The organism is Sphingomonas sp. FARSPH, assembly GCF_003355005.1.
Lineage (GTDB): Bacteria > Pseudomonadota > Alphaproteobacteria > Sphingomonadales > Sphingomonadaceae > Sphingomonas.
Window position 1 is genome coordinate 936,030 of the sequence record NZ_CP029985.1, and the last position, 23,854, is coordinate 959,883.

Annotated in this window: 19 protein-coding genes; 7 read left to right on the forward strand and 12 right to left on the reverse strand. The window is 67.0% G+C overall.

Annotation, left to right across the window (positions count from 1 at the left end; translation table 11 throughout):
- Position 1 precedes the first annotated feature (1 nt).
- A complete protein-coding gene (locus tag DM480_RS04630; RefSeq protein ID WP_115377795.1) occupies positions 2–1,795 on the forward strand; it encodes an alpha-amylase family glycosyl hydrolase in 1,794 nt (597 codons plus the stop codon).
- Positions 1,792–2,679 (forward strand): ROK family protein, encoded by an 888-nt coding sequence (locus DM480_RS04635; RefSeq protein WP_115380849.1) that lies wholly within the window; start codon positions 1,792–1,794, stop codon positions 2,677–2,679. Before DM480_RS04630 ends, DM480_RS04635 begins: the two co-directional genes overlap by 4 nt.
- A gap of 563 nt (positions 2,680–3,242) precedes the next feature.
- Here the strand turns inward: DM480_RS04635 and DM480_RS04640 are convergent.
- The 10 genes from DM480_RS04640 to DM480_RS04685 all read right to left on the reverse strand — a co-directional run bounded on the left by DM480_RS04640 (position 3,243) and on the right by DM480_RS04685 (position 16,856).
- A complete protein-coding gene (locus tag DM480_RS04640; protein WP_115380851.1) occupies positions 3,243–4,313 on the reverse strand; it encodes a PLP-dependent cysteine synthase family protein in 1,071 nt (356 codons plus the stop codon).
- Positions 4,303–6,342 (reverse strand): M3 family metallopeptidase, encoded by a 2,040-nt coding sequence (locus DM480_RS04645; protein ID WP_232834123.1) that lies wholly within the window; start codon positions 6,340–6,342, stop codon positions 4,303–4,305. The genes DM480_RS04640 and DM480_RS04645 overlap by 11 nt, the downstream gene beginning before the upstream one ends.
- 51 nt (positions 6,343–6,393) lie before the next feature.
- Entirely contained in the window at positions 6,394–7,389 is a 996-nt protein-coding gene (gene trxB / locus DM480_RS04650) for a thioredoxin-disulfide reductase (RefSeq protein ID WP_115380855.1), read from the reverse strand.
- A 14-nt stretch (positions 7,390–7,403) separates the two neighbouring features.
- Positions 7,404–8,294, reverse strand: coding sequence for a hypothetical protein (locus tag DM480_RS04655; protein ID WP_125471468.1), 891 nt, complete (start codon positions 8,292–8,294; stop codon positions 7,404–7,406).
- The gene (gene trxA / locus DM480_RS04660; RefSeq protein ID WP_115377797.1) at positions 8,291–8,614 is read right to left on the reverse strand and encodes a thioredoxin; all 324 of its coding nucleotides are present in this window, start codon (positions 8,612–8,614) and stop codon (positions 8,291–8,293) included. The genes DM480_RS04655 and trxA overlap by 4 nt, the downstream gene beginning before the upstream one ends.
- 27 nt (positions 8,615–8,641) lie before the next feature.
- Positions 8,642–10,102 (reverse strand): metallopeptidase TldD-related protein, encoded by a 1,461-nt coding sequence (locus tag DM480_RS04665; RefSeq protein WP_115377798.1) that lies wholly within the window; start codon positions 10,100–10,102, stop codon positions 8,642–8,644.
- Positions 10,099–11,448, reverse strand: a complete 1,350-nt coding sequence (locus DM480_RS04670) for a TldD/PmbA family protein (protein ID WP_115377799.1) — start codon at positions 11,446–11,448, stop codon at positions 10,099–10,101. Before DM480_RS04670 ends, DM480_RS04665 begins: the two co-directional genes overlap by 4 nt.
- The gene (locus tag DM480_RS04675; protein ID WP_198665896.1) at positions 11,445–13,247 is read right to left on the reverse strand and encodes an ABC transporter ATP-binding protein/permease; all 1,803 of its coding nucleotides are present in this window, start codon (positions 13,245–13,247) and stop codon (positions 11,445–11,447) included. Before DM480_RS04675 ends, DM480_RS04670 begins: the two co-directional genes overlap by 4 nt.
- 15 nt (positions 13,248–13,262) lie before the next feature.
- Positions 13,263–15,557 (reverse strand): TonB-dependent siderophore receptor, encoded by a 2,295-nt coding sequence (locus tag DM480_RS04680; RefSeq protein WP_198665897.1) that lies wholly within the window; start codon positions 15,555–15,557, stop codon positions 13,263–13,265.
- A 318-nt stretch (positions 15,558–15,875) separates the two neighbouring features.
- Positions 15,876–16,856, reverse strand: coding sequence for a LysR family transcriptional regulator (locus DM480_RS04685; RefSeq protein ID WP_115377801.1), 981 nt, complete (start codon positions 16,854–16,856; stop codon positions 15,876–15,878).
- A 162-nt stretch (positions 16,857–17,018) separates the two neighbouring features.
- Here DM480_RS04685 and DM480_RS04690 point away from each other — a divergent pair, with 162 nt between their 5' ends.
- Genes DM480_RS04690 through DM480_RS04710 form a run of 5 tightly spaced genes read left to right on the forward strand, consistent with a single transcriptional unit; the run spans position 17,019 to position 22,019 of the window.
- A complete protein-coding gene (locus DM480_RS04690; protein ID WP_115377802.1) occupies positions 17,019–17,468 on the forward strand; it encodes a MarR family winged helix-turn-helix transcriptional regulator in 450 nt (149 codons plus the stop codon).
- Between the two features lie 4 nt (positions 17,469–17,472).
- Positions 17,473–19,482, forward strand: a complete 2,010-nt coding sequence (locus DM480_RS04695; RefSeq protein WP_115377803.1) for an FUSC family protein — start codon at positions 17,473–17,475, stop codon at positions 19,480–19,482.
- Positions 19,479–19,703 carry a DUF1656 domain-containing protein gene (locus tag DM480_RS04700; RefSeq protein ID WP_115377804.1) on the forward strand — a complete coding sequence of 75 codons (225 nt, stop codon included), beginning with the start codon at positions 19,479–19,481 and terminating at the stop codon, positions 19,701–19,703. Before DM480_RS04695 ends, DM480_RS04700 begins: the two co-directional genes overlap by 4 nt.
- A gap of 4 nt (positions 19,704–19,707) precedes the next feature.
- The gene (locus DM480_RS04705) at positions 19,708–20,601 is read left to right on the forward strand and encodes an efflux RND transporter periplasmic adaptor subunit (protein WP_115377805.1); all 894 of its coding nucleotides are present in this window, start codon (positions 19,708–19,710) and stop codon (positions 20,599–20,601) included.
- On the forward strand, positions 20,598–22,019 hold the full coding sequence (locus DM480_RS04710; RefSeq protein WP_115377806.1) for an efflux transporter outer membrane subunit: 1,422 nt from the start codon (positions 20,598–20,600) through the stop codon (positions 22,017–22,019). The genes DM480_RS04705 and DM480_RS04710 overlap by 4 nt, the downstream gene beginning before the upstream one ends.
- Positions 22,020–22,053: 34 nt before the next feature.
- Here the strand turns inward: DM480_RS04710 and DM480_RS04715 are convergent, their stop codons facing one another.
- Together DM480_RS04715 and DM480_RS04720 are read right to left on the reverse strand one after the other, a co-directional pair.
- Positions 22,054–23,070: an AAA family ATPase gene (locus DM480_RS04715; RefSeq protein WP_115377807.1), complete on the reverse strand. Its 1,017-nt coding sequence runs from the start codon at positions 23,068–23,070 to the stop codon at positions 22,054–22,056.
- 76 nt (positions 23,071–23,146) lie between these two features.
- Entirely contained in the window at positions 23,147–23,827 is a 681-nt protein-coding gene (locus tag DM480_RS04720) for a response regulator transcription factor (protein ID WP_115377808.1), read from the reverse strand.
- Positions 23,828–23,854: the final 27 nt, after the last annotated feature.

Here is a 23,854-nt window from a genome sequence, read left to right on the forward strand (position 1 = left end):
CGTGACGGACGTCCCTTCCTTCCCAGAGGTCCGTCTGCGGACGATCGCTCCCCGCCTCGGCCGCCAGCTCGAGCGCCTTTACGGCGCGGCCGCGGCCGGGCTCTGGCCGCGGGTCGAGGCGGTACTGCGCGCGCGCAGTGCCGACCGGCCCGCGGCACTTCGTGCGCTCGACGAGGCTCGGGTCGCCGACCCGGACTGGTTCGTCGCACCGGACATGATCGGCTATTCGACCTATGTCGATCGCTATGCGGGCACCGTGCGCGGCATGGCGGAACGCGTCGATCATCTCGAAGCGTTGGGGGTCCGCTACCTCCACGTCCTTGCGTTACTGAAGGCGCGCGACGGCGACAGCGACGGGGGCTTCGCAGTCGCGGACTATCTGGCGGTCGAGCCGCGGCTCGGCAGCATGGCCGACGTCGAGGCGCTCGCCGAACGGCTGCGCGCGCGGCGCATCAGCCTCTGCGTCGACCTTGCTCTCAACCATACCGCCGACGACCATGAATGGGCGAAGGCCGCGCGTGCGGGCGACCCGCACTATCGCGCCTTCTACCACGTGGTCGATGACGCCACGGCCGCCGCGTACGAGGCCGACCTCGGACAAGTCTTCCCGACTACCGCGCCGGGCAATTTCACCGCCGTGCCGGCGATGGGCGGCAACGTCTGGACGACCTTCTACCCTTTCCAGTGGGACCTCAACTGGGCGAACCCCGACGTCATGCTGGCGATGATCGACACGATGCTGCGCCTCGCCAACCATGGTTTCGAGGCATTCCGGCTGGATTCGACCGCATTCCTGTGGAAGCAGGCGGGAACCGATTGCCGCAACCTTCCGCAAGCACATTATATCGTCCGCGCGCTTCGCGCAGCGCTCGACATCGCCGCACCCGCGACGCTGCTCAAGGCGGAGGCGATCGTGCCCACTGCCTTCGTGCCCCCATATTTCGGTGCCGATGACGGCGCGGGTTTCGAACCCGAATGCCACCTCGTCTACAACAATTCGCTGATGGTCGCGGGATGGGTCGCGCTTGCCGAGGGATCGGCGTCGCTACCCGACGCGATCGTGCGCGCGAGCGGCGGACTGCCGCGCGGCGCCAACTGGCTGAGCTATGCGCGCTGCCACGACGACATCGGCTGGGGCACGGTGATGGCCGACCTCGCCGGGATCGACCCCGATCCGGTCGCGCGGCTCACCGCAGCCGCACACTTCACAAATGGTGAGGGCAGCTGGTCGCGGGGGGAGGCATTCCAGTCGGATGGCTCGGTGGTCCACGGCACCAACGGCACCCTCGCCGCGCTTGCCGGTTTAGAGACGGCGGGAGAGGACCCGGAGAAGCGTGAAATGGCCTTGCGCCGTATCGCGCTGCTCAATGCACTCGCGATCGCCAGCGGCGGGCTCGCCACCACCTATATGGGCGACGAGGCGGGGCTGCTCAACGATTACAGCTATCGCGATGATCCCGAGCGCAAGCACGAGGGACGCTGGCTTCATCGGCCCACGATGGACTGGCATGCGCTGGGCAGCGACGCTGCGAAGCGCATCTCCGCCGATCTCGTTTCGCTGAGGAACGCGCGTGTCGCTGCCGGCGGCGCGGGCGAACCGGCCGCCTTCGAAACCGGTTCGGTCGCCGTGCTCGGCATCCGATGCGGGACAGATAGCGTGTTCATGAACTTCTCGGGGCATGTCGTGACCATCGCCATGCCTTCGCCAACAACCGATCGACTGACCGGCTGCACGCTGGACCCCGTGTTCGCCTTGAAGCCGTGGGGCATCGCGTGGACCGGAGCCGCAGCATGAGCGCGCAATTGTTCGGCTGCATCGAAGCGGGGGGCACGAAGTTCGTGCTCGGCGTCATGCGCGATCATCAAACCGTGCTCGAAGAAACGCGCATTCCGACGACCGCACCTGCAGAGACGCTTCGGGCATGCGTCGAATTTTTCAAGGACGCGACGCGTCGAAACGGGCGACTGAATGCGGTCGGTATCGCTTCGTTCGGCCCTCTGGGTGTGAGGCCTCACGAGCGGGGGTGGGGAACGATCATCCGATCCCCCAAAACGGCCTGGAGCGGCACGGATATCGTCACGCCATTCAAAAGTGCGTTCAATTGTCCGATCGGGCTTGATACCGACGTCAACGCGGCAGTGCTTGCGGAAAGCCTCTGGGGTTCTGCCCAAAGGAAGGATGTTGCCACTTATGTGACGGTGGGCACGGGGATCGGGGGCGGTGTCCTGATCAATGGCAAGATTGTCCACGGCACCCGCCACCCCGAAATGGGTCATATGATTCCGCGCCGCCATCCGGCAGACGGCGATTTCGCCGGGGTCTGCCGCTTCCACAACGATTGCCTGGAGGGACTGGCAAGCGGACCGGCAATCCAGCGGCGGTGGGGTGCGACGCTATCCGAGCTCGGCCACAATCACCCGGCCCAGCGCATCATCGCCTTCTACTTGGCACAGCTCGTGGTGGCCCAGCGTGCGCTCCTCGCTCCGCAACGAATAGTGTTCGGCGGCGGCGTCATGGCCAGCCCGGGACTGCTCAGCCGGATCAGGACGGAGGCGACTCTACTGGAACGACGATATTTCAGCGAGGAGGCTGCGTCGGACCTGGTCGTGACGTCAGAACTTGGAGCGCGAACCGGCCTTCTCGGTGCGCTCGCTCTGGCGCAGACGGCTTCACGATAAGCGGCTCGCGACTGGCCCTGATCCGGATTGTCGAGAGGAACTCCAGCTTCCTCGGGCCGCAATTCTCCTTCGGTCCGCTGACGTTCCGCGGCGCGCTCGCCGACTTCAAGTCCGCGATGGTCGAGATGCCGCGCCCGTATCGCCCTTGCAACGATAGAAGCGGACCTCGATGCCGCTATCGCCGTATAATTTGGACGTGACGAAGTCTGACTTCTCGCCCCGAAGTCATTTCCAGTAAACGAGGTCAACTTTATCGGTTTCGGAACGTTTGAGGTGTAACGTCGGATTGATCTGGGTGCGTTTCTTTGGTAAATTTGATCGGAGAAACTCCAATAATACGTCGCGTCTTTTCTGAGATGATTTCCGCTCGCTCTTCCGAATTGAAGAGCGCTTACAAATAGCAGCTGATAGTCTGCGTAGTTTTCAGGCGTCATGGCGTGCGCGGCATCATTCCGCAGCGCGGACAATTCGACGATGCGGCTCAGGGTCTGCGTGTCGGCGATGAGACGGACGGAGAACGCAAAGGTATCCGCCCCGGGCGGTCGGGTAATATGCCGGCCCGGTCACGTCCCGAAAAGGCCGATCGCCGTCTCTTCATACGGCCGCCAGTCGATCCCGCGAGCCGCCAGCCAATCGTCGTCGTAATAGGTGCAGCCGTATCGCTCGCCCCCGTCGCACAGGATCGTGACGATGGAGCCCGTCTCGCGCCGCTGTGCCATCTCGTCGACCAGCGTCGCGATCGCCACCAGGTTGGTGCCGGTCGATCCCCCCACCCGTCGGCCGAGGCGACGCGAGAGCGCACGCATCGCGCCGATGCTCGCCCCGTCCTCGACGGCGATCATCCGGTCGATCACCGACGGGATGAAGCTCGGCTCCACGCGCGGGCGGCCGATCCCCTCGATACAGCTCGCGCAGCCCTCGGGCAGCGCCACGGCGGTGCGATCGTCGAAATGGCGGTGGAAGACCGAATGGACCGGATCGGCGACGCACAATCGCGTCGGGTGCCGCTGATAGGCGATGTAGCGACCGATGGTCGCGGACGTTCCGCCAGTGCCTGCGCCACACACGATCCAGCTCGGTGTGGGATGCTCCTCCGCCGCCATCTGGGCGAAGATGCTTTCGGCGATGTTGTTGTTGCCCCGCCAGTCGGTCGCCCGCTCGGCGTAGGTGAACTGGTCGAGGTAATGTCCGCCCGTTTCCGCGGCGAGGCGGTGGGCGACGTCGTAGACGGTCCGCGGATCGTCGACCGTATGAATCTCGCCGCCGTGGAAGCGGATCGCGTCTAGCTTGGGTGCGGCGGTCGAGGCGGGCACGACCGCGATGAAGCGCAGCCCCAACATCCGGGCGAAATACGCCTCGCTGACCGCGGTGGACCCGGACGACGCCTCGATCACACACATGTCGGGCCCGATCCAGGCGTTGCACAGGGCGTAGAGGAACAGCGAACGGGCCAGCCGGTGCTTCAGGCTGCCGGTCGGATGGCTGCTCTCGTCCTTCAGGTAGAGCGTGATCCCGGGATAGCGCGGCAGGTCGAGGCGGATCAGGTGAGTGTCGGCGGACCGGTTGTAATCGGCCTCGATCCGCCGGATGGCCTCGACGCGCCAGGCGCGGACGGCGGCGCGATCAACGGTCATCGTGCGTCGCCAGACCGTGGCGGACCAGCATCGCGTGCCGGTCGGCGTCGCGGCCACGGAAGGCGCGGAAACTTTCGGCGGCCGGACGACTGGCCCCGCGGGCGAGCACCTCGTGACGGAATTTTTCGGCCGTGAACCGATCCATCAATCCCGTCTCGGCGAAGCGCTGGAAACCGTCCGCGGCCAGTACTTCCGCCCACAAATAGCTGTAATAGCCCGACGCGTAACCGCCGGCGAAGATATGGGTGAAGGCATGGGGGAAGCGATGCCAGGCCGGCGGGCGGACCACGGCCACCTCGTCGCGCACCGCCTCGACGACCTCCATCGGATCGCTGCTCATCGTCCCTAGGTGGAGCAACAGGTCGAACAGGGCGAATTCGACCTGGCGGACGACGAACATGCCCGACTGGAAACGGCGCGCCGCGACCAGCTTGTCGAACAGGGCGTCGCTCAGCGGTGCGCCCGTCAGGTGATGACCCGACATGCCGCGCAGCACCTCGCGATCACAGGCGAAATCCTCCATCAGCTGGCTCGGCAGTTCGATCGCGTCCCATTCGAACCCGTTGGTCCCCGCAATGCCCGGGCGATCGATGCGCGTGAATAGGTGGTGCAGGCAGTGGCCCGTCTCGTGCAGCAACGTCACCACCTCCTTGTGGCTGAGCAGCGAGGGGGCGCCGTCCGTCTTCGGTGCGAAATTGCAGACGAGATAGGCGACCGGCACGCGCCGGCTGTTGCCGTCGTTCAGCCGTGGCCGCGCTTGCGCCATCCACGCGCCGCCGCGTTTGCCGGCACGGGCGTGCAGGTCGACGTAGACGCCCGCGAACACCTCCCCGCCCTCGTCCACCACATCGTAATAGCAGGCATCGGGGTGATAGACGGCGATATCCGGGCGCGCGATCAGATGGATACCGAACAGGCGATCGAGCAGTCGTTGCCAGCCGGCGATGACCCTATCGACAGGGAAATGGGCGCGCACCTCCTGCTCGTCAACGGCGTAGCGCGCAGCACGCAGCTGGTCCGCCACATAGGCCAGATCCCATGGCTGGATCGCGGCGATGCCCAGATGCTCCGCCGCATAGTCCGCAAGCTCGGCATAGTCGCGCATCGCCGCGGGTTTCGCCCGGCGGCCGAGATCGCGCAGGAAGGCCAGCACCTCGCCCGCATTGGCCGCCATCTTCGTGGCGAGCGACCAGGCGACCGGATCGGTGAAGCCGAGCAGCCGCGCGGCCTCGCGCCGCAGGTCCAGGATCGCCGCGATGCGATCCGAATTATCGAATTGCCCGGCCTGCGGGCCCTGGTCCGATGCGCGCGTGCCCGATGCCGTATACACCCGTTCGCGTAGACCGCGATCCTCGGCGAAGGTCAGCACGGCGTTTACGCTCGGCATCTGCAACGTCATCACCCATCCGGGCAGGCCACGCGCCTTCGCGGCATCGGCAAACATCGCCTTGTCTGCGTCCGAGACGCCGGCGAGCGCCGCCTCGTCCTCGATATGTTCGAACCAGGCGTCGGTCGCATCCAGCACGGCGTTGCCAAATGCCGTCGACAGCTGGGACAATTCGACCGAGATCGATGCGAAACGCGCACGGTCCTCAGCTCCCAGCGCCACGCCGGCCAGGACGAAATCGCGGATCATCTGTTCGACCGCGACCCGATCGGCATCGGGCAGCGCGACGAACTCGGGCGTCGCACTCAGCGCGACGAGCACCGCATACAGCGCCTGATTCTGCATCATCTGCAGATTATTCTTGACCAACTTTGCCTGCCCCGCCGCAAACGCCGCGCGCCATTCGGGCGTGTCGGCGACGCCGTGCAGATGCGACACGACGGACCAGACCGCGACGATCGCGGTATCGGCGCGCTCGAGCGGCAGCCACGCATCGGCGAAGCTGCGCGGCTGCGTCGCGACGATCCGTTCGACGACCGCGCGATGCTCGGTGATCACCTTATCGAGCGCCGGAGCGACGTGGTCTGGCCGGATATCGCCGAAACGCGGCAGCGCCAGCGTATCGAGCAGGGGGTTGGTCATCGTGTCATCCACCATCGGAAATTCGAGAATGTCGCCGCGCCGATGCGCAGGTCAGGTCAGCAGCGGGGTGTCGACACCCTCCGCGGCGATTCCATGGGCATTGTGCCCGGCAAGAAACCGTTCGGCTTCCAGCGCAGCCATGCAGCCCATCCCGGCAGAGGTGACCGCCTGACGGAACAGCTTGTCCTGCACGTCCCCCGCGGCGAACACGCCCGGCACGCTGGTCGCGGTCGAACCGGGGGTGACGAGGATATAGCCTTCGTCATCCATGCGCAGCTGTCCCTTGAACAGCGCCGTGGCGGGATCGTGGCCGATCGCGACGAACAGGCCGTGAACCGGCAGATGCCTTCGCGTCCCGTCGCGCGTGTCGCGCAGATCGATCCCGGTCACGCCGCCGGCATCGCCGACGACCTGCGCCACTTCGGCGTTCCAGATCATTTCCACCTTGGGATTCGCCCGCAGCCGCGCCTGGTTGGTGCGATCCGCGCGCAACGCGTCCCGCCGATGGATCAGATACACCTTCTCGGCGAAATTGGTGAGGTACAGCGCCTCCTCCACCGCGGTATTGCCGCCGCCGACTACCGCGCAGACGCGCCCGCGGTAGAAAAAGCCGTCGCACGTCGCACAGGCCGATACCCCGCGGCCGCGATACGCGGTTTCGCTGTCGAGGCCCAGCCAGCGGGCCGAGGCACCGGTCGCGACGATCATCGTATCGGCGGTATACCGCGTGCCGTCGTCGCCGATCGCTAGGAACGGCGTTCGCGACAGGTCGACCTCGACGATCAGGTCGCTGACCACGTCGACCCCGGCCTTGCGCACCTGTTCGCCCATGCGGGCCATCAGGTCGGGCCCCAGCACACTTTCGTCACCGGGCCAGTTCTCGACATCGGTCGTGATGGTCAGCTGCCCGCCCGGCTGCGGCCCTTCGATCAGCGTCGGCGCGAGCGCGGCGCGTGCGGCATAGACCGCGGCGGTATAGCCCGCCGGCCCCGATCCGATGATGAGAACCTTGCTGTGTCGCACGTCCGGTCCGGTAAGTTCCGGCATTCCGCGTTCCAATCTCAGTGCGCGGCGACCGGCTCGGCGAAGAGCGGTGCACGTTCCATCATGTCGATCGTTGCCCAGCCCATCGTCCGGTATCGCGCGCTGGCCCCCTCCACGCGGTCGAGCCGCATGCGAAACCGCCGGCCCAGGTCCGGATGGTCGGCGTCCAGGATCGCCAGCACGCGGTCGAGCCCGCTGAAGTCGGCCTTATACCCTTCCGTCTCGGCCCGTTCGCGGAGATGGAAGACGCGGCTCTCGTCTTCCTCGGTCCAGCCGATGGCGTTCAAGGCGAGGTGGAGCTCGAGCGTTCCCAGCCCGGAGAGCGTATCGCGCAGGACGGTGCGCATGGTGCTCGGCCAGGCCGCCGCCTCCACGACCTGCCCCGCCCGCCGGTCGAGAGATCCCTCGTCCAGGGTATCGGTCGCGCCGACCGCGGCCATACGGGCTGCTTTCCAGGTCTTGCGATCGACCTCGTCGCCCGCGATGGCGCGGCGGTGCAGAGCCATGATCGCCTGGCGCGTCTGCTCGACGTCCGGGTGGCGTGCGGTCAGCGTGGCCAGACTCTCGTTGCCCAGCAGGTCGAGCACCAGCTGCGAGACGACGCGCGTCAGGTCGGCTCCGACGGGCGTCCGATCCAGCCATGCGATGGCGAAACGCTCGGCCTCGGTCTGCGGGCGAAAGCCGTTGACGAACATCGGCAGCGCGTCGGCCAGCGCGAGCGGATATCCAAGCCGGTCGGCATACGCCGGCGTGTCATCCGCTTCGACGACGGCGCCGATGACATTGGCCTTGCCGTCTTCCCATGCGGGAAAGTAGACAAAGCTGCCGCCCGCGATATGGCTGCGCAGCCGCTCCAGCGCCTGCGCCTTGACCGCCGGATCGCCGTGGAATGCGATCCCCTCCATCATGCCGTTCCTACGTTCGCATCGACGAAGGCATCCAGGCGGCTGCGGGACACGGTGCCGAAAGTGCGGGCGGTCTCCGCGCCGTCCTTGACGATCATCAGCAGCGGAATGCCGCGAACCCCAAACCGCTCCGCCAGTTTCGGATTGGCCTCGATATCGACCTTCACGATCTCCATCTCGTCGGCATATTCCTCGGCCATCTCGTCGAGCGTCGGCGCCAGCGCCTTGCACGGCGCGCACCAGGGCGCCCAGAAATCGACCAGCACGGGCTTGTCGTTCTTCAGGACGATGTCGTCGAAATCCTGCTCGGTCGCGTGACGCATGATACCTATCCTCTGGAAAAATTGGGGTCAGCCGGCCTGTCCGCCGACCATCATCCGGTCGATGCGCAGCGTGGGCTGGCCGACGCTGACGTGCAGCGTCTGGCCCTGCTTGCCGCAGGTCGCCATGCCGGTATCGAGCGCCAGATCGTCGCCGATCATCGAGATATGGCGCAGCGCCTCGTGCCCGACGCCGATCAGCGTGGCACCGCGCACCGGCGCGACGAGCTTGCCCTTCTCGACCAGCCACGCCTCGATCGTGGTGAAGTTGAAGCGACCGGTGACGATATCGACCTGCCCGCCGTCGAATTCGGTCGCATAGATGCCGCGGTCGATCGAGGCGATGATGTCCGCCGGATCGGCGGTGCCGTTGGCGAGGAAGGTATTGGTCATCCTCGGCATCGGCAGATGCGCATGGGACTGGCGCCGGCCGTTGCCGGTCGACCGCGCGTTCATCAGCCCGGCGTTCAGCCGGTCCTGCATCAGCCCGGTCAGAACCCCGTCCTCGACCAGCACGGTGCGGTCGGGCGCGGAGCCTTCGTCGTCGATGCCCAGCGACCCCAGCCGCCCCGCGATCCCGCCGTCGTCGATCACCGTCACGCCGGGCGCCGCGATCCGTTCGCCGACCTTGCCGTCGAACGCGGAGAGGTGCTTGCGGTGATGGTCGCCCTCCAGCCCGTGCCCCACCGCCTCGTGGAACAGCACGCCGGGATAGCCGGGGCCCAGCACGATCGGCATCTCGCCGACCGGCGCGGGGATCGCGTCGAGATTGTTGAGCGCCATATGGACGGCGGTCGCGACCATCGTGTCGATCTCGGCCGCGCCGAACGCCGCCAGGCCACCCCGCCGCCCGAGCCCCGCCTGACCGCGCGCGCGGCGCCCTGCCTGCTCGGCGATCACGACCACCGACAGGATGGTCATCGGCCGCACATCGCCCGCCAGCAGGCCGTCGACCTCGGCGACCAGGATCGTGGCATCGGTCGCGCGGACATTGGCGTTGACCTGCGCGACGCGCGGATCGTGCGCGCGGGCCAGGTCGTCGATCCGCTTCAGGATTGCGATCCAGGCGGTCGCATCCTCGACCGCGACCGGGTCGATCGCGGGATAGAGATCATGGCCGCCCGCCCGGCGATCCAGCGCGATGCCGTGCGGGTGCCGCCCCGCGTCGCCGCGTCGCTCCAGCGTGCGCACCGCTCGCACCGTATCGCGCAGGGCGCCCTCGCGGATATCGGCGGAATGGGCGAAGCTGACCTGTCCGCCATGCGCCGCCCGCGCGCCCACCCCCTGCCGCGTCACGAAGCCCCCCTGGGTGACGCGTCCGTTCTCAAGCTGCCAGTTCCGCGTACTGGTCGCCTCGAAATACAAATCGGCCAGATCCGCGCCGCCGCCGGCCAGTTCGCCCAGGGCGCGGCCGATCGCCGCCTCGTCCAGTCCCGCCGGGCCGAGCAGCCGCGCGCGCGCGCGGTCGAGCGCCGTGTCGCCGCCGTTCATGCCTTGCCCCCCACCTGCATGTCGTCGATCAGGATCGAGCCGGTGCGGATCGCGCCGATCCGCTCGACATCGCGGCCCACCGAGCGGATGCCGGTCAGCATCGCCATCACGTTCCCGGCCAGCGTCACGTCGGTGACGGCATGGACGACCTGCCCGCCCTCGACCCACAGGCCCTGCACCGCCTGCGTCCAATTGCCGCTGGCAGGATCGGTCTTGCCGCCTTGGAACTGCGTGACGATCAGGCCGGTGTCGAGCATCCGAAGCATGTCGTCCCAATTGCTGCTGTCCGCCATGCTGGTCAGTGTCAGATTGTAATGCCCATCGGCGTTGCCGGTGGACGCCATACCCAGCTTGCGCGCCGTAAAGCTCGACAGGAACAGCCCTTCGGCCACGCCCGCTCGCACGATCGCGCGCGACGATCCTGCGATCCCCTCACTATCGAAGCCGCCGCTGGCCATGCCGAGCGGCTCGAACGGATCTTCCCACAAGGTCAGGTGCTCGGCCGCCACCCGCTGCCCGATCGGATCGGGCAGGAAGCTCATCCGGCGATATTGCGCGGCACCGGTCAGCGCCCCCGCCAGTTCCCCGACCAGGGTCGCTGCCGTGCGCGGCTCGAACAGCACCGGACAGCGACGACTGTCGACGGCCCGCGCGCCCAGCGCGCTGCGGGCACGGTCGGCGGCGGTCGTCGCCAGCTGTTCGGCAGACAGCAACGCCTCCGCCCGCCGCTCGCGCGACTGGCAGAAATCCGAGGTGCTGCCGCCCTCGTCCTGCGCCAGCATGACCGTCCAGCGCGTGTCGTTGGAGCGCATCACGCTGCGGCAGAAGCCGTCGCTGGTCGCCAGCGCCCAGAGTCCTTCGGTGGCCACCGCCACCGATTCGCCCGCGCGCAGGCGGCTGTCCGACGCCGCGATGCCGGTCGCGATCCGGTCCATCGCGCTCGCCGCCTCCAGCATCGCTTCGGGGCTGCGCTGGCTGTCGGCGTAAAGCACGGGCGCGGGCCCCGAAAAGGCCAGCCGGTCGGCAGGGGGCATGTCCGCATCGGGATCGGGCTGGACATGGCCGGCGATCAGCATCGCCTCCTCGACCACCCGTTCGATCGCCGCCCGGTCGAACCCGGCGGTCGACGCCGATCCCCGGCGCCCATCGAGAAAGACGGTCAGGCCCAGGCCCTGGCTACCGCTGCGCTCGGCCGTCTCCACCTCGCCGCCGCGCATCGCGATCTTGGCGATCCCCTCGTGATGGACCGAGGCCCGCGCCCGCGCGCCCCGCCCGGCCGCCAGCTCGACCGCCTGCTGCGCCGCCTCGCGCAGGGCCGTCTCGCCATGCGTCAACAGCATGGTCATGCCGCGCCGTCCAGTCGCGAAGGGGTGCCATGGCCGTGATGCAGCGCCAGGCGATGCGTATGATAGGTCGCCAGCTTCTCGTTGTGGACGACGCTGACGATGGTCGCATCCGGCAGCGCATCCACCACGGACCGGTAGAAATATGCGGCATTGTCGGCATCCAGCGCGCTGGTCGCCTCGTCCAGCACGAGGAGGCTGGGGCATTGGAGCAGGATGCGGGCGAGTGCGACGCGCTGCTGTTCGCCGGGCGACAGCTCGTCCTGCCACATGCGCAACTCGTGCATCGCGTCGACATGGGCATCGAGCCGGACCCGCTCCAGCAAGCCTGCGATGGTCGCGTCGTCGTGATCCTCGGCCCGGTCGGGGAAGCAGATGGCGGTCTTGAGCGTACCGAGCGGCAGGTACAACCGCTGCGGCACCAGCATCGCCGTGCCCCGCTTCGTCATCGCCACCTGGCCCGCCCCATCGGGCCAGAGCCCGGCAACGGCGCGCAGCAACGTGGTCTTGCCCGTCCCCGAAGGTCCTTCGATCACCCAGCGCTCGCCGTCACGGATCGTCCAGTCCGACACTTCCAACAAGGGCTCGCCATTGGGGCGACGCAGCATCAGGCCGCTCGCGCGGATCGCGACGCCCTCGGGCGTGCCGCCGGGCGTAAAGCCGATGCCGCGCGGCCGTTCGTAATCGATCGCGTCGTCGAGCGCCTTCAGGCGGTTGAAGTTCGCGATCTGGCGGGCGATGCCGGGATAAGCGATGACGATATAGGACAGGTTGCTCGAAAATTGGGTGAAGGCATCGCGCGCCGCCTGCACCTGACCGAAGGTGATCGCGCCCGCGAAATATTTCGGCACGGTCAGGAAGAGCGGCACGATCCCCATGACCTGCTGATAGACGCCCTGCCCGGCCTGCAGACCCGCATTGGCCAGCATCAGCCGATACCAGTTGCGCCGGATATTGGCGAAGCCCATGCGAAGCCCGCCCTGCTCGACCGCCTGCGCACCGGAAAAGGCAATCTGCTCGCCGTTGCGCCGGACGTGGAGCAGATCGGCGCGGAAATCGGCTTCATAATGCTGTTCACGCATGCGGCGCCGCACGAACGGCTTGCCGATCCACGTTATGAAGACCGTGCCGAACAGGACATAGACGATAGCGAACCAGACCAGATCGCCGCCCGGCAACGGCAGGCGATAACCGAACACCGGAAGGCTGATCGGCGAGGACGTCTGCAACAGGATCGTAGCGAAGATGATACCGCGTACCAGGCTGAACACCAGCGAGATCAAGATACTGAGCGGTGACGTGCCATAGATCAGCCCCATCGACGTGAATTCCTTCACGTCCTCGGCAATACGCTGGTCGGGATTGTCGATCATCCGCAACCGCTCGATCTCGTAGAAACGATCACGCGCGAACCAGCGACCCAGATACCAGTCCGTCATCCACTGGCGCCACCGCATCGACAGGGTCCAGCCGACGATGTTGTGCGCGAAAGACGTTCCGATCTGAAGAACGATGATCATCGCAAAGGCGAAGACCAGCGACAGGAACAGCCCCCCCTGCCGCTGCTCGATCGCATCGTAGAAGTTGCGCTGCCAATGGTTGGACAGCACGAAGGCATAGGTGGTGCCGATTTCGATCGCGCAGTAGCAGACGACCAGGAACCACGCCCATTTCCAATCGTCGGATACGAAGTAGCGCGTGCTGATCCGCCAAGCATGCGCCCAGCGCTCTCGCGCGGGCTGGGCAGGCTGGAGACCCGCCTCTCGGCGGGTCTCCTCGACATTGGCGGGGGGTGGTATCATCGCTGGACTACCCGATCAGAACAGGCGCTTGGAGATGCTCAGACGAACGTTGCGCGTCTCTCCGTAAGGCACGAAATCCGGCGACGTCGTCACCCCATAGTTGCGCCGGTCGAACAGGTTGCGGATACCCAGATTGATGTCGAACCCCTTATAGGACACGAAGCCGTTCACATCGACCTGGTGCGCTGCCGGTACCACATACTGGCCGAGGAAATCGGCGAACGAGCTGGATCGACCGAACAGACCGCCGCCGATACCACCGCTCACATCATCGGTGATGCGTGTACGATACGTCGAATACAGGCTGTACGTGTCGCGCGGTTGCTGCGCCGCGACGGTGCGGGTCGTTGTCGGCACCAGCAACTTGTAGTTCGTGCGCGTGAACGAGCCCTGGACCGTCCATCCCGGCAATATCTGACCAACGACATTGAGGTCGACGCCGCGGCCGCGCTGGCCGGGGCCCGGCAGCAGGAAGCCCGGGTGCGCCGGATCCGCCAGCAGCACGTTGTCCTGCATCACGTCGAAATACGAGGCATTGATGGTCGCGCGTTTATGGAACAGGTCGAGCTTGACGCCGGCTTCCTTGTTCGTCGTGGTGATGTTCGGCAGCTGGCTCTTGTCGAACGCCAAAGACGTCACTGGCGAGACGCCCTTGATGTAGTTGGCAAAGATCGAGAAATCGCTGGTAGCATCGAAGATGACACCGAAGTTGGGCGATGTCGCATTCGCCCGGTTGGGCGCGGCAGGCGGCGTTCCGTAGAATTCAAACGTATTTTCATACCAGCTCTTGCGGACCCCACCCAGGACCTTCAGTTTCCAGACCTCGACCATAGCTTGGCCATATAACCCCTCTTGCTGCGAGCCTGTCCGGTAGGACGCGGGGTTGACGGCGGGGCGCGGCTGGACCGCCAGGGTATTGTTGACCCCGAGCGGGATGGTACCCGCAGGCGCATCGTTGATGACGATATATTGCGTGCTGCTCAGCGATTCGGAGAAGCCCTTGCTGAAATTGTAGCCGACGTTGAGTCGCATTTTCACGACGTCGGCGATATGCGCCTTGATCCGAACGAAACCGTCGATAGCGTTGGACGTGCCGCGCTGCGCCGATCCGCGGATCGCCAACTGGAGGTTGTTGCGCCGCGTGCTGTAGGACAGCGGATAGAGGTCGAGCCCCAGATGGGTCTGGTCATGTAGGCCGCGCACGACGATGTCGATGCCCGAGGTGACGGCCCGCGTGGCATCGAAGTAAAAGCGCGAGGTATCCTGCCGAATCTGCTGGTTCGACGAATAGATCGGCACCGACGGATCACGGTCGATGATCTGTCGATTCATCCGATTGAACAGCGTGTAGGGCGTCAGGCCATTGATATCGTTCGACAGGCTCGCACCGATGACGATGTCGGTCAGCCGATCCTTGAAACGCAGCGACGGCGCGAACAGCCAGTTCTTGTTGCCGGTGTACCCGCCGAAATTGCGATCCATCGTCTGCGCGCTCGCGACGACCCGGCCTGACAGCTTGTTGTTGGCGGTGATGGCGTTGTTGGCATCGATGACGCCGCGTACAAGCCCGAATGAGCCCATGTCGAAACTGACTGCCAGTCGCTCTTCGGCGCTCGGCTTCTTCGTGACGACGTTGATGTTGCCGCCAAGGTTGTCGAACCCGGCCAGCAGCGCGTCCGGTCCCTTCAGGATTTCCACCCGTTCGATATTGGCGACCGGCTGGCTCGCACCGGCGGTGATGCCATATTGCCCCGCGGCCGACAGCCCGTTGATCAGGCCGCTGGCATTGAGACCGCGCACCGTATAGGTCGAACCGCCACCGGGGTTGTTGAACTGCGTCGAGACGCCGCCGGCATTCCGCAGGACATCTGTGATATCCAGCGCCTGCTGATCCTCGATCGTCTTGGCGGTGATGACCTGCGTGTTGCGCGGTTGATCGCGCAGCCCCAGACCGTTGCGGTCGGACGTCGTCGCCTGGCGGACCAGCACGCTGGTCTCCGCCTCGTCGCGGCGGGCGGTCACGACGATCTCGTTGACGACGACCAATCCCTCTTGCGCGCCCGGGATGACGGTAAGGCCGGTGCCCGCGATCGCCGCTTGCACTGCGCGGCGGGCATTCCGCGCGCCCTGCACCGGTTGCGAGGTCAGACCCTTGACCGCATCAGGGTCGAAATTGATCGTTTCGCCGGTCTGTGCGGCGATCGCGCGCAACGCGGCCTCCATCGGCATCGCCGACAGGCTGACGTTGCCCTTGCGCGCCGCCTGGGCGGCAGCAGACGATGGTAGAGCGACACTGGCGGCAGCGATCACCCCAAGGCTTGCCGCTCCCAACAGAATGCGTGCATTTGCAGTCATACCAAGCATGATCATCCCCCTCTCAGGGCGCGCGCCATCCCATGCGCCGACATCGTCGCGCACCTGATCGGACCGGAACCCTGTGACAAAACGGACTCGCCTTGCGGCGAAAGAACAGTCGCTTCCAAATCGGCTGCGACCGCGACCGTCCTCCTGCTTGACGGTATCCCTGTCTTGGTGGCTGACGCCCCAGTGGGAACTTCCCGTCGAGGGAAAGGCTATGCTTCAGTCAGGTTACACGCAAATTCGAAGTGTTCATATCGGCCATGAACGCTATCGATGGGGTGTCATCTCCTGTCGGATGAGCGAGAACGACGCGACATACGCCTCGATCTGCTCGACGAACCACGCAAGCATCGGGTCGCGCCGCCGGTATGCTGCCCATTGCGCCACGATGACGGTCTGTCGCTGCGTGAACGGCGCTGCGACGACCCTGACCGGCATCATGGATGCGAAATGCTGGAACAGCCAGCTGCTGCCCGTCGCCATCAGGTCGCTGCCGATGACGATCGCAGGCAGAGCCGCCTGCGAACTGGTCCGCATGACGATTCGGCGCGCTTTCAGCGCTTCGGTCGTGCGGCGGTCCAGGGCCAGGAACGGCATGCGCTCGTCGCGGGCGATGACGTGCCGCGCGGCGCGATAGTGCGCCTCGTCGATGTCGAACCGGTCCGCAAGTTCGGAATGGCCGGTCCATATCAGACACGAGACGTGATCGGTCAGGATGGGCAAGGTCTCAAGGTCCGCCAACGCCACGTCGTCAGGCAGCAACAGCAGTTCGGCACCCTCGTCCAGCGCGCGGCGCGGGGCGTCGGCGTCCAATGGAACGACGTTGATCGTCAGGCGAGGCGCGGCCTTCAACAGGCGCCGAATGACCGGGCCCAGGAGCATCTGTTCCACCACGTCCGACGCAGCGACCGTGATCGTGCCCGTACTGGTCAGCGGATCGAAGGACAGCGACAGATTGAGCGTCCCGTCGACGTCGCGCAACACCCGACGTACCTCGCCGCGTAACGCCAGGCCGAGCGGGGTCAGTTGCTGGTCGCCGCCCGCATGGGTGACGATGTCGTCGCCGAAATGCTCGCGCAGGCGACGCAGCGCGTGGCTCATCGCCGACTGGCTGAGCCGCACCCGCCGTCCCGCCTCGGTCAGGGTCGGCGCGTGCAGGATCGCGTCGAGCGGGTAGAGCAGGTTGAGGTTGAGCCGGTGGACCGGCGCCTCGGCAGCCGCTGCGGCGCTGCCGCTCCGGTCCGTCATCGATCGATCGGCACTCACGGCATCCTGCCCTTCACCCGTCGTCTCCCGCCTCGCAGCCGATCATGGCAGGTTTTGCGCAACCGGTAACTGTTTACCTGTTGCATCTCAGCACGCTCCAAAACCGATTGTGCGAACATAGATAGATAGCTATCTATCGTCATAATGTCCGATCGAAGCCACCTCGAACGCCGGATCGCGGCCACGCTGATCCTGCTCGCCCGCGCATACAGGCGGCACCTCGATCGTGCCTTGGCGGGACTCTCGCTTTCGCACGCCTCGGCGCTCGCCGTGATGCTGCTCGGTCGCATGGAGGACGGCGTGCGTCAGGGCATGCTGGCAGAGCAGCTCGGCGTGGAAGGCCCGACGGTCGTGCCGCTCGTCGACCAGATCGAACGGGCGGGCCTTGCGGAGCGACGCGCGGATGCCTCCGACAAGCGCGCCAAGACGATCCATCTCACGCCCGCAGGCCGGGCGCTTGCCGCGCAGGCGGAGGTTCGCTCCGCGGAAGTCCGGTCTGCGCTCTTTGCCGGTATCCCCGCCGACGACCTGGCCACCGCCATCCGCGTGCTCGAGCGGCTTGGCGAGGCGATCGGCGCGTCAGAGGCGGATTGAGCGCATGCGGATCGGTTTGCGGGAGGCGGTCTTCTCCGCCAATTGCTTCGCAGCGGCGATGCTCGCGCTGTTCGTGTCGTTCCGGCTGGGGCTGGAGCGACCGTTCTGGGCGATGGCGACCGTCTATATCACCAGCCAGCCGCTGAGCGGCGCGGTGCGATCCAAGGCGGTGTTCCGTCTGATCGGCACGATCGTCGGGGCGGCCGTCACCGTCGTGCTCGTGCCCTTGCTGGCCAACGCGCCGGTGTTGCTTTCGCTTGCGCTCGCTTTGTGGGTCGCGGGCTGCCAGTTCATCTCGCTGCTCGACCGTACGCCGAGGTCCTATGTGTTCATGCTCGCCGGCTATACTGCGGCGTTGATCGGTTTTCCCAGCGTCACCCACCCGGAGGCGATCTTTCAGGTGGCCGTGCTCCGCGCACAGGAAATCGGTATCGGTGTCGCCTGCGCCGCGATCATCCACGCCGCCGTCTGGCCGCGCAGCGTCACGGCATTGCTACGCACGCGTATTCAAGCCGTGCTCGACGAGGCGGAAAGGTGGATCGTCGATTCTCTCGCCCCGGAGGCGCCGGCGCGCGGCGATGCCAGGCGGCGCCGTCTGGCCAGCGACGTCACCGAACTGCACGTGATGGCCACGCATGTCCCGTTCGACACCGCGGCGCAACGGCCGACCCAGGCTGTGTTGGCGGCGCTGCAGGACCGGCTGGTGCTCCTTCTTCCGCTCGTGTCCGCCGTCGAGGACCGCATCCGCGGCCTCGCCGCCATCCACGCACTTCCCGGCCCCGTGGCTGCGCTGATCGACGATATCCGGCGCTGGGTCCGCGAACCCGACAGCGCCACGCCTGCCGCCCTCGTCGCGCGTTGCGAGGCGCTGGCCGCCGACGACCCCATGCGGACATGGGCCGGTTTGCTGACCGCCAATCTGCTCGCCCGCCTCAGCGAGCTGGTCGTGGCGCTCGATACGACACGGCAGGTGGCCGCGCAGGCGACGACGCCCACCGGGTCGATGCCGGACCATATCCGCGCCCTGCTGCGCGAGCGGCAGCGCCGGCCGCTCCACCGAGACTATGCACTGGCGCTGCTGTCCGCGACGGCGACCGTGATCGCGACGCTGGGCTGCTGCGCGTTCTGGATCCTCACCGCCTGGCCGGAGGGCGCGGTCGCAGCCATGATCGCGGCGGTCGTATGCTGTTTGTTCGGGACGATCGACGATCCGGTTCCCGCGCAACGCGGGTTCCTGATCTGGATCACCGTATCCGTACCGCTGGCGGCGCTCTACCTCTTCGCGCTTCTGCCGTTGGTCCACAGCTTCGAAACGCTGACGCTGGTGCTGGCACCGGCACTGCTGACGACCGGCGCGCTGCTCGCGCTGCCGCACTGGTATGGCCGGATGTTACCGATCGTTATCGGTCTGGCCGGCGGTCTGGCGTTGACCAACACCTTCTCCGTCGACGCGGCCGGTTTCTTCAACGGCAGTATCGCCCAGTCGGTGGGCGTGGCGGCCGCGATCCTCACGACGCGCATCTTCCGCAGCCTCGGCGCCGGAACGGCCGTGCGGCGGCTGCGCCGTGCGGGCTGGCGCGAACTGGCCGATCTCGCATCCCGTCCGTCCGGCCTGGCGGTCGCGAGGTGGACCAGTCGCATGCTCGACCGGGTCGGGCTGCTGGCGACGCGCCTGGGCGATGTCGATCAGGCGGATCGCGATGTCGGCATGGCGGCGCTGCGCGATCTGCGGGTCGGGGTGAACGTGACCCAGCTCGCGCCCGAGAGGATCGGCGACACGGCGGAGATCGCAGCCTTGCGACGCGATGTCGCGGCCCATTACCGCACCTGCGACACGGACACGGCGGCAGCGCCGGCATCCACGCTCCTTGCCCGGATCGACGCGGCCATCGCGTCCGCGATCGACCGGCCCGTCTCCGAGACCCGGTGGAACGAACTCGCCGCGCTGACCGGGCTACGGCGAAACTTCTTTCCGGAGGCACCCGCCTGGGAACAGCAGAGGGAGGCCGCATGATGGGGGACGTCGATCTTGCCGGAGTCTATATCCACCCGCTGCTGATCGCCGCCATTCTGGCGTTCGTCGTCGCGGAGGCTGTCGCCTGGCTGCTGGCACGTCTGCGACTGTATCGCTTCGTCTGGCATCGCGGCCTGTTCGACGTGGCGCTGACGATGATCCTCTGGGCTGGTTTCGCCACGCTCCTCAACGGCGGCAATCCGGCCGCCCCTTTCGGTTAGAGACATGAACAAGACTGCATTCCTGCGCGTCGCCGTGACGCTCGTGGTCGTCGCCCTTGCCGGCTTCGCCGGGCAACGCCTGTGGGCCCATTACGAGGAGGATCCCTGGACACGCGACGGGCGCGTCCGGGCCGATGTGGTCCAGGTGGCGCCCGATGTATCCGGGCTGGTCACCACGGTCCTCGTTCATGACAATCAGCAGGTGACCGCCGGCACGCCGTTGTTCGAGGTCGACCGGCCGCGGTATCGGCTGGCCGTGGCACAGGCGGAGGCCGCCGTCGCCGCTCAGCAGGTGCAACTGGCCCAGGCCCGGCGCGAGGCACGGCGCAACCGGACGTTGGGCGATCTGGTCGCCGGAGAAGTCCAGGAGCAGAGCCTGGCGAAGGTCGCACAGATCGACGCGGCACTGGCACAGGCCCGGACGGCGCTCGATACCGCCCGCCTCAATCTTGCCCGGACGGAAGTTCGTGCCAGCGTCGCGGGGATGGTCTCCAACCTGGACCTGCGCCCCGGCGACTATGCCAGTGCGGGCCACCCGGAATTCGCGATCATCGACCAAAGCTCGCTCCACATCATCGGCTATTTCGAGGAGACGAAGCTCGCCCGCATCCATGTCGGCGACCCGGTGCAGGTCCGCCTGATGGGTGACCGGGCGACGATTGCGGGACATGTTCAGAGTATTGCCGGCGGCATCGAGGATCGCGACCGCAATTCCGGTGCGAGCCTGCTAGCCAATGTGAACCCGACGTTCAGCTGGGTTCGGCTGGCGCAGCGCATTCCCGTCCGCGTCGCCATCGATCGCCTGCCCGCCGGCACGGCGCTGGTGGTCGGCCGCACGGCAACCGTCGAGGTGCTGCCGCCGACGAAACCGGCCCCCTCGCAGGGAAGGCGGGCATGACGCGGCGCGCTCTCTTTCCGTCCATCGTGGCGGCGCTGCTCGCGGGCTGCACCACGGCGGGCCCGAACTACCACAGGCCCGCCGACGCGATCGCGGAACGCCCCAGCGCGACGGGTGCCTTCGTCAGCGGCAAGGCCGCGGCCTTCACCCCTGCTCCGCTGCCCGATCACTGGTGGAAGCTGTACAACGATCCGGTGCTCGACCGGCTGGTTCAGGACGCGCTGGCGCACAATACCGACCTGCGGATCGCCAGCGCCAACATCGCGCGGGCGAATGCCGCGCTCGGTCTCGCCGAGGACGCCCGCCGGCCGCAGACGCAGATCCAGGCCACGCCCGGCTACGCCCAGCGATCGGCGGAGGAAGAGCTGCTGCCCGGCGCGCCCCTCCCCCCGGCCTTCGTCTATTCGGCGAGCGCGGGCATTTCCTACCAGGTCGACCTTGCCGGGCAGATCAAGCGCGCGATCGAAGCGGCCGGGGCGGATGTCGCGGCCACCCAGGCCGCCTATGACGCGACCCGCGCGACCGTCGTGGCGGATACGACCCGCGCCTATCTCGATGCCTGTGCGGCAGGCCGGGAAATCGGTGTCGCGCAGCAGGCGGTGGCGCTGCAATCGCGCACCACCGGCCTGACGCAGCGGCTGATCCGGGCCGGACGCGGCATCTCGCTCGATGCGACCAGGTCGCGGGCGCAGGAGGAACAGGTCCGAGCCACCTTGCCGGCCCTGGTCGGGACCAAGCAGGTCGCGCTGTTCCGTCTGGCGACGCTGACCGGCCGCCCCCCAGCCGAGTTCGACCGTGGCGTCGCGACCTGTACGCAGGAGCCGCATCTCGATCGGGCGATTCCGATCGGCGACGGTGCCGCCTTGCTGCGGCGGCGTCCGGACGTGCGCCGCGCCGAACTGGAACTGCACGCAGCCACGGCGCGGATCGGGATCGCAGAGGCCGAACTCTATCCACGCATCACCCTGGGCGCGTCGGGCGGTTCGGTCGGGTTGCTGCGCAACGCCTTCAGCAACGACACCTACAAATTCTCGCTCGGTCCGCTGATCAGCTGGGAATTCCCGAACCGCGGGCGGGTTCGCGCCCGCATCGCCAGCGCGCAGGCGGACGCCGATGCCGCCTATGCGCGGTTCGATGGGACGGTGCTCGGCGCGCTGCGCGAGACCGAAACCGCGCTGACCATGTACGCCCGCGATCTCGATCGCCGTGCGGCGCTGAGCGCCGCCCGCGACCAGTCCGCGCGCGCGGCCAGCGATGCGGAACGACTGTTCAGAGCGGGGCGCACCGGCTTCCTGCCTGTCCTCGATGCGCAGCGGACCCTGATCGGCGCCGAGCAGACGCTCGCCGCGGCGGATAGTCGACTTGCGGCGGACCAGGTACAGCTCTTCCTCGCATTGGGCGGCGGCTGGCAGGCTTAGGATTTGCAGCTCGTTGATCGACGGCGCGGCGGCCTTACACCATGTCGACCGGGTGTTTCACGTCGCGAAGGATCGCGTCGATCAACTGTTCGATCCCCTCGCCACGGGCCTGAGCCTGATAGTTGACGATGACGCGGTGGCGCAGCACGGCATGCGCGATGGCCGCGATGTCGTCGCACGCAACGGCGAAGCGGCCGTCGAGGAGGCAGCGGACCTTGGCAGCGAGGATCAGGCCCTGCACGCCGCGGGGCGATGCGCCCAGCGCCACGCTGCGGTTGATCGCATCGGGCGCGTAGGGGCTGCCCGGCTGCGTCGCCATGACCAGACGGATCGCATAGCTCTTCGCGACCTCGGGCACGGGCACCTGGCGCACCACGTCGCGCAGCGCGACCAGCGTGGCGGCATCGGTCACGGCGTCGATCGTCACCTGCGCCCCTCCGGTCGTACGGTCGATGATCGTGTGATAGTCCGCCTCGGTCGGATAGCCGACGATCAGTTTGAACAGGAACCGGTCGAGCTGCGCTTCGGGCAGCGGATAGGTTCCTTCCTGATCCACGGGGTTCTGCGTCGCCATGACGCAGAAGGGATCGGGCATCCGGATCGTGCGCCGCCCCACCGTCACCTGCCGTTCCTGCATGACTTCGAGCAGCGCCGACTGCGTCTTCGGCGTCGCCCGGTTGATCTCGTCGGCGAGAACGAGATTGGCGACGATCGGGCCCTGCTGGAAGGTCAGCTCGTGGCCGCCGCCCGCCGCCTCGGCCAGCATCGTCGTCCCGATGATGTCCGCGGGCATCATGTCGGGGGTGAACTGGATCCGCGAGAACGGCAGGTCGACCGCGCGGCTGATCGAGCTGACCAGCATCGTCTTGCCGAGCCCCGGCACGCCTTCGAGCAGGACATGCCCACCCGCCATCAGCGCGGTGAGGACGCCGTCGATCACGTCGTCCTGCCCGACCATCATCCGCCGCACCTGGTCGCGGATGGCGTTAAACGTCGTGCGGAAGGCCTGTGCCTGCTCGCGCGCGGCCTGCGCCTGATCGGTCATGGGCATCGATGAAGCATCCGGGTGAAGAAGCATGACGATCGTGCTGGCATAGCCGGCTTGCACCAGCCTTGCAGGCGCCAGGTCAGGACGGAGGGTTTTCGACGAGCTGGTAGCCGACGCCGCGCACCGACGAGACCTTCACCGCATCGGTCTTCGTCGCCAAGGCCTTGCGCAGCCGCGAAATCGTCGATTCCAACGAGTTACCGGTGACGAACTTGTCGTAGCCATAGACGCGCGCCTCCAGCGTCTCGCGGCGGACGAGCGCGCCGTTGCGCACCATCAGCGCCGCGAGCACCAGCGCCTCCGACCGGCGCAGCGACATCGGCGCATCGTTGACGAAGAAGCCGCCGCCCTCGACATCGTGAAGGATCGGGCCGAACCGCCGCACCTCGCGCCGCACATCCAGACTGTGGCGCAGGGCGGCGCGGATGCGGGCGACGAGTTCGCGCGGTTCGAACGGCTTGGCGATGTAATCGTGCGCGCCAAGTTCGAGCCCGGTCACCTTGTCGTCTATGCCGGCGAGCGCCGAGAGCAGCAGGAACCGCTGCGGCCGCTTGTGCGTCTCGGCAAAGCCGATCAGCGACACGCCGTCGCCATCGGGCAACAACCGGTCGAGCAGGACGAGGTCGAAGTCGTTATCGAGGATGACGTCCTGCGCCACCGCCAGCGTCTCGGCACGATCGACGACGAAGCCCTGCCGCTCGAGATAAGCGGTCAGGGTTTCCGCGACGTCGCCGTCGTCCTCTACCAGCAGCAGGCGCATCGGGCCTCGTCTAACCCCGATCGCACG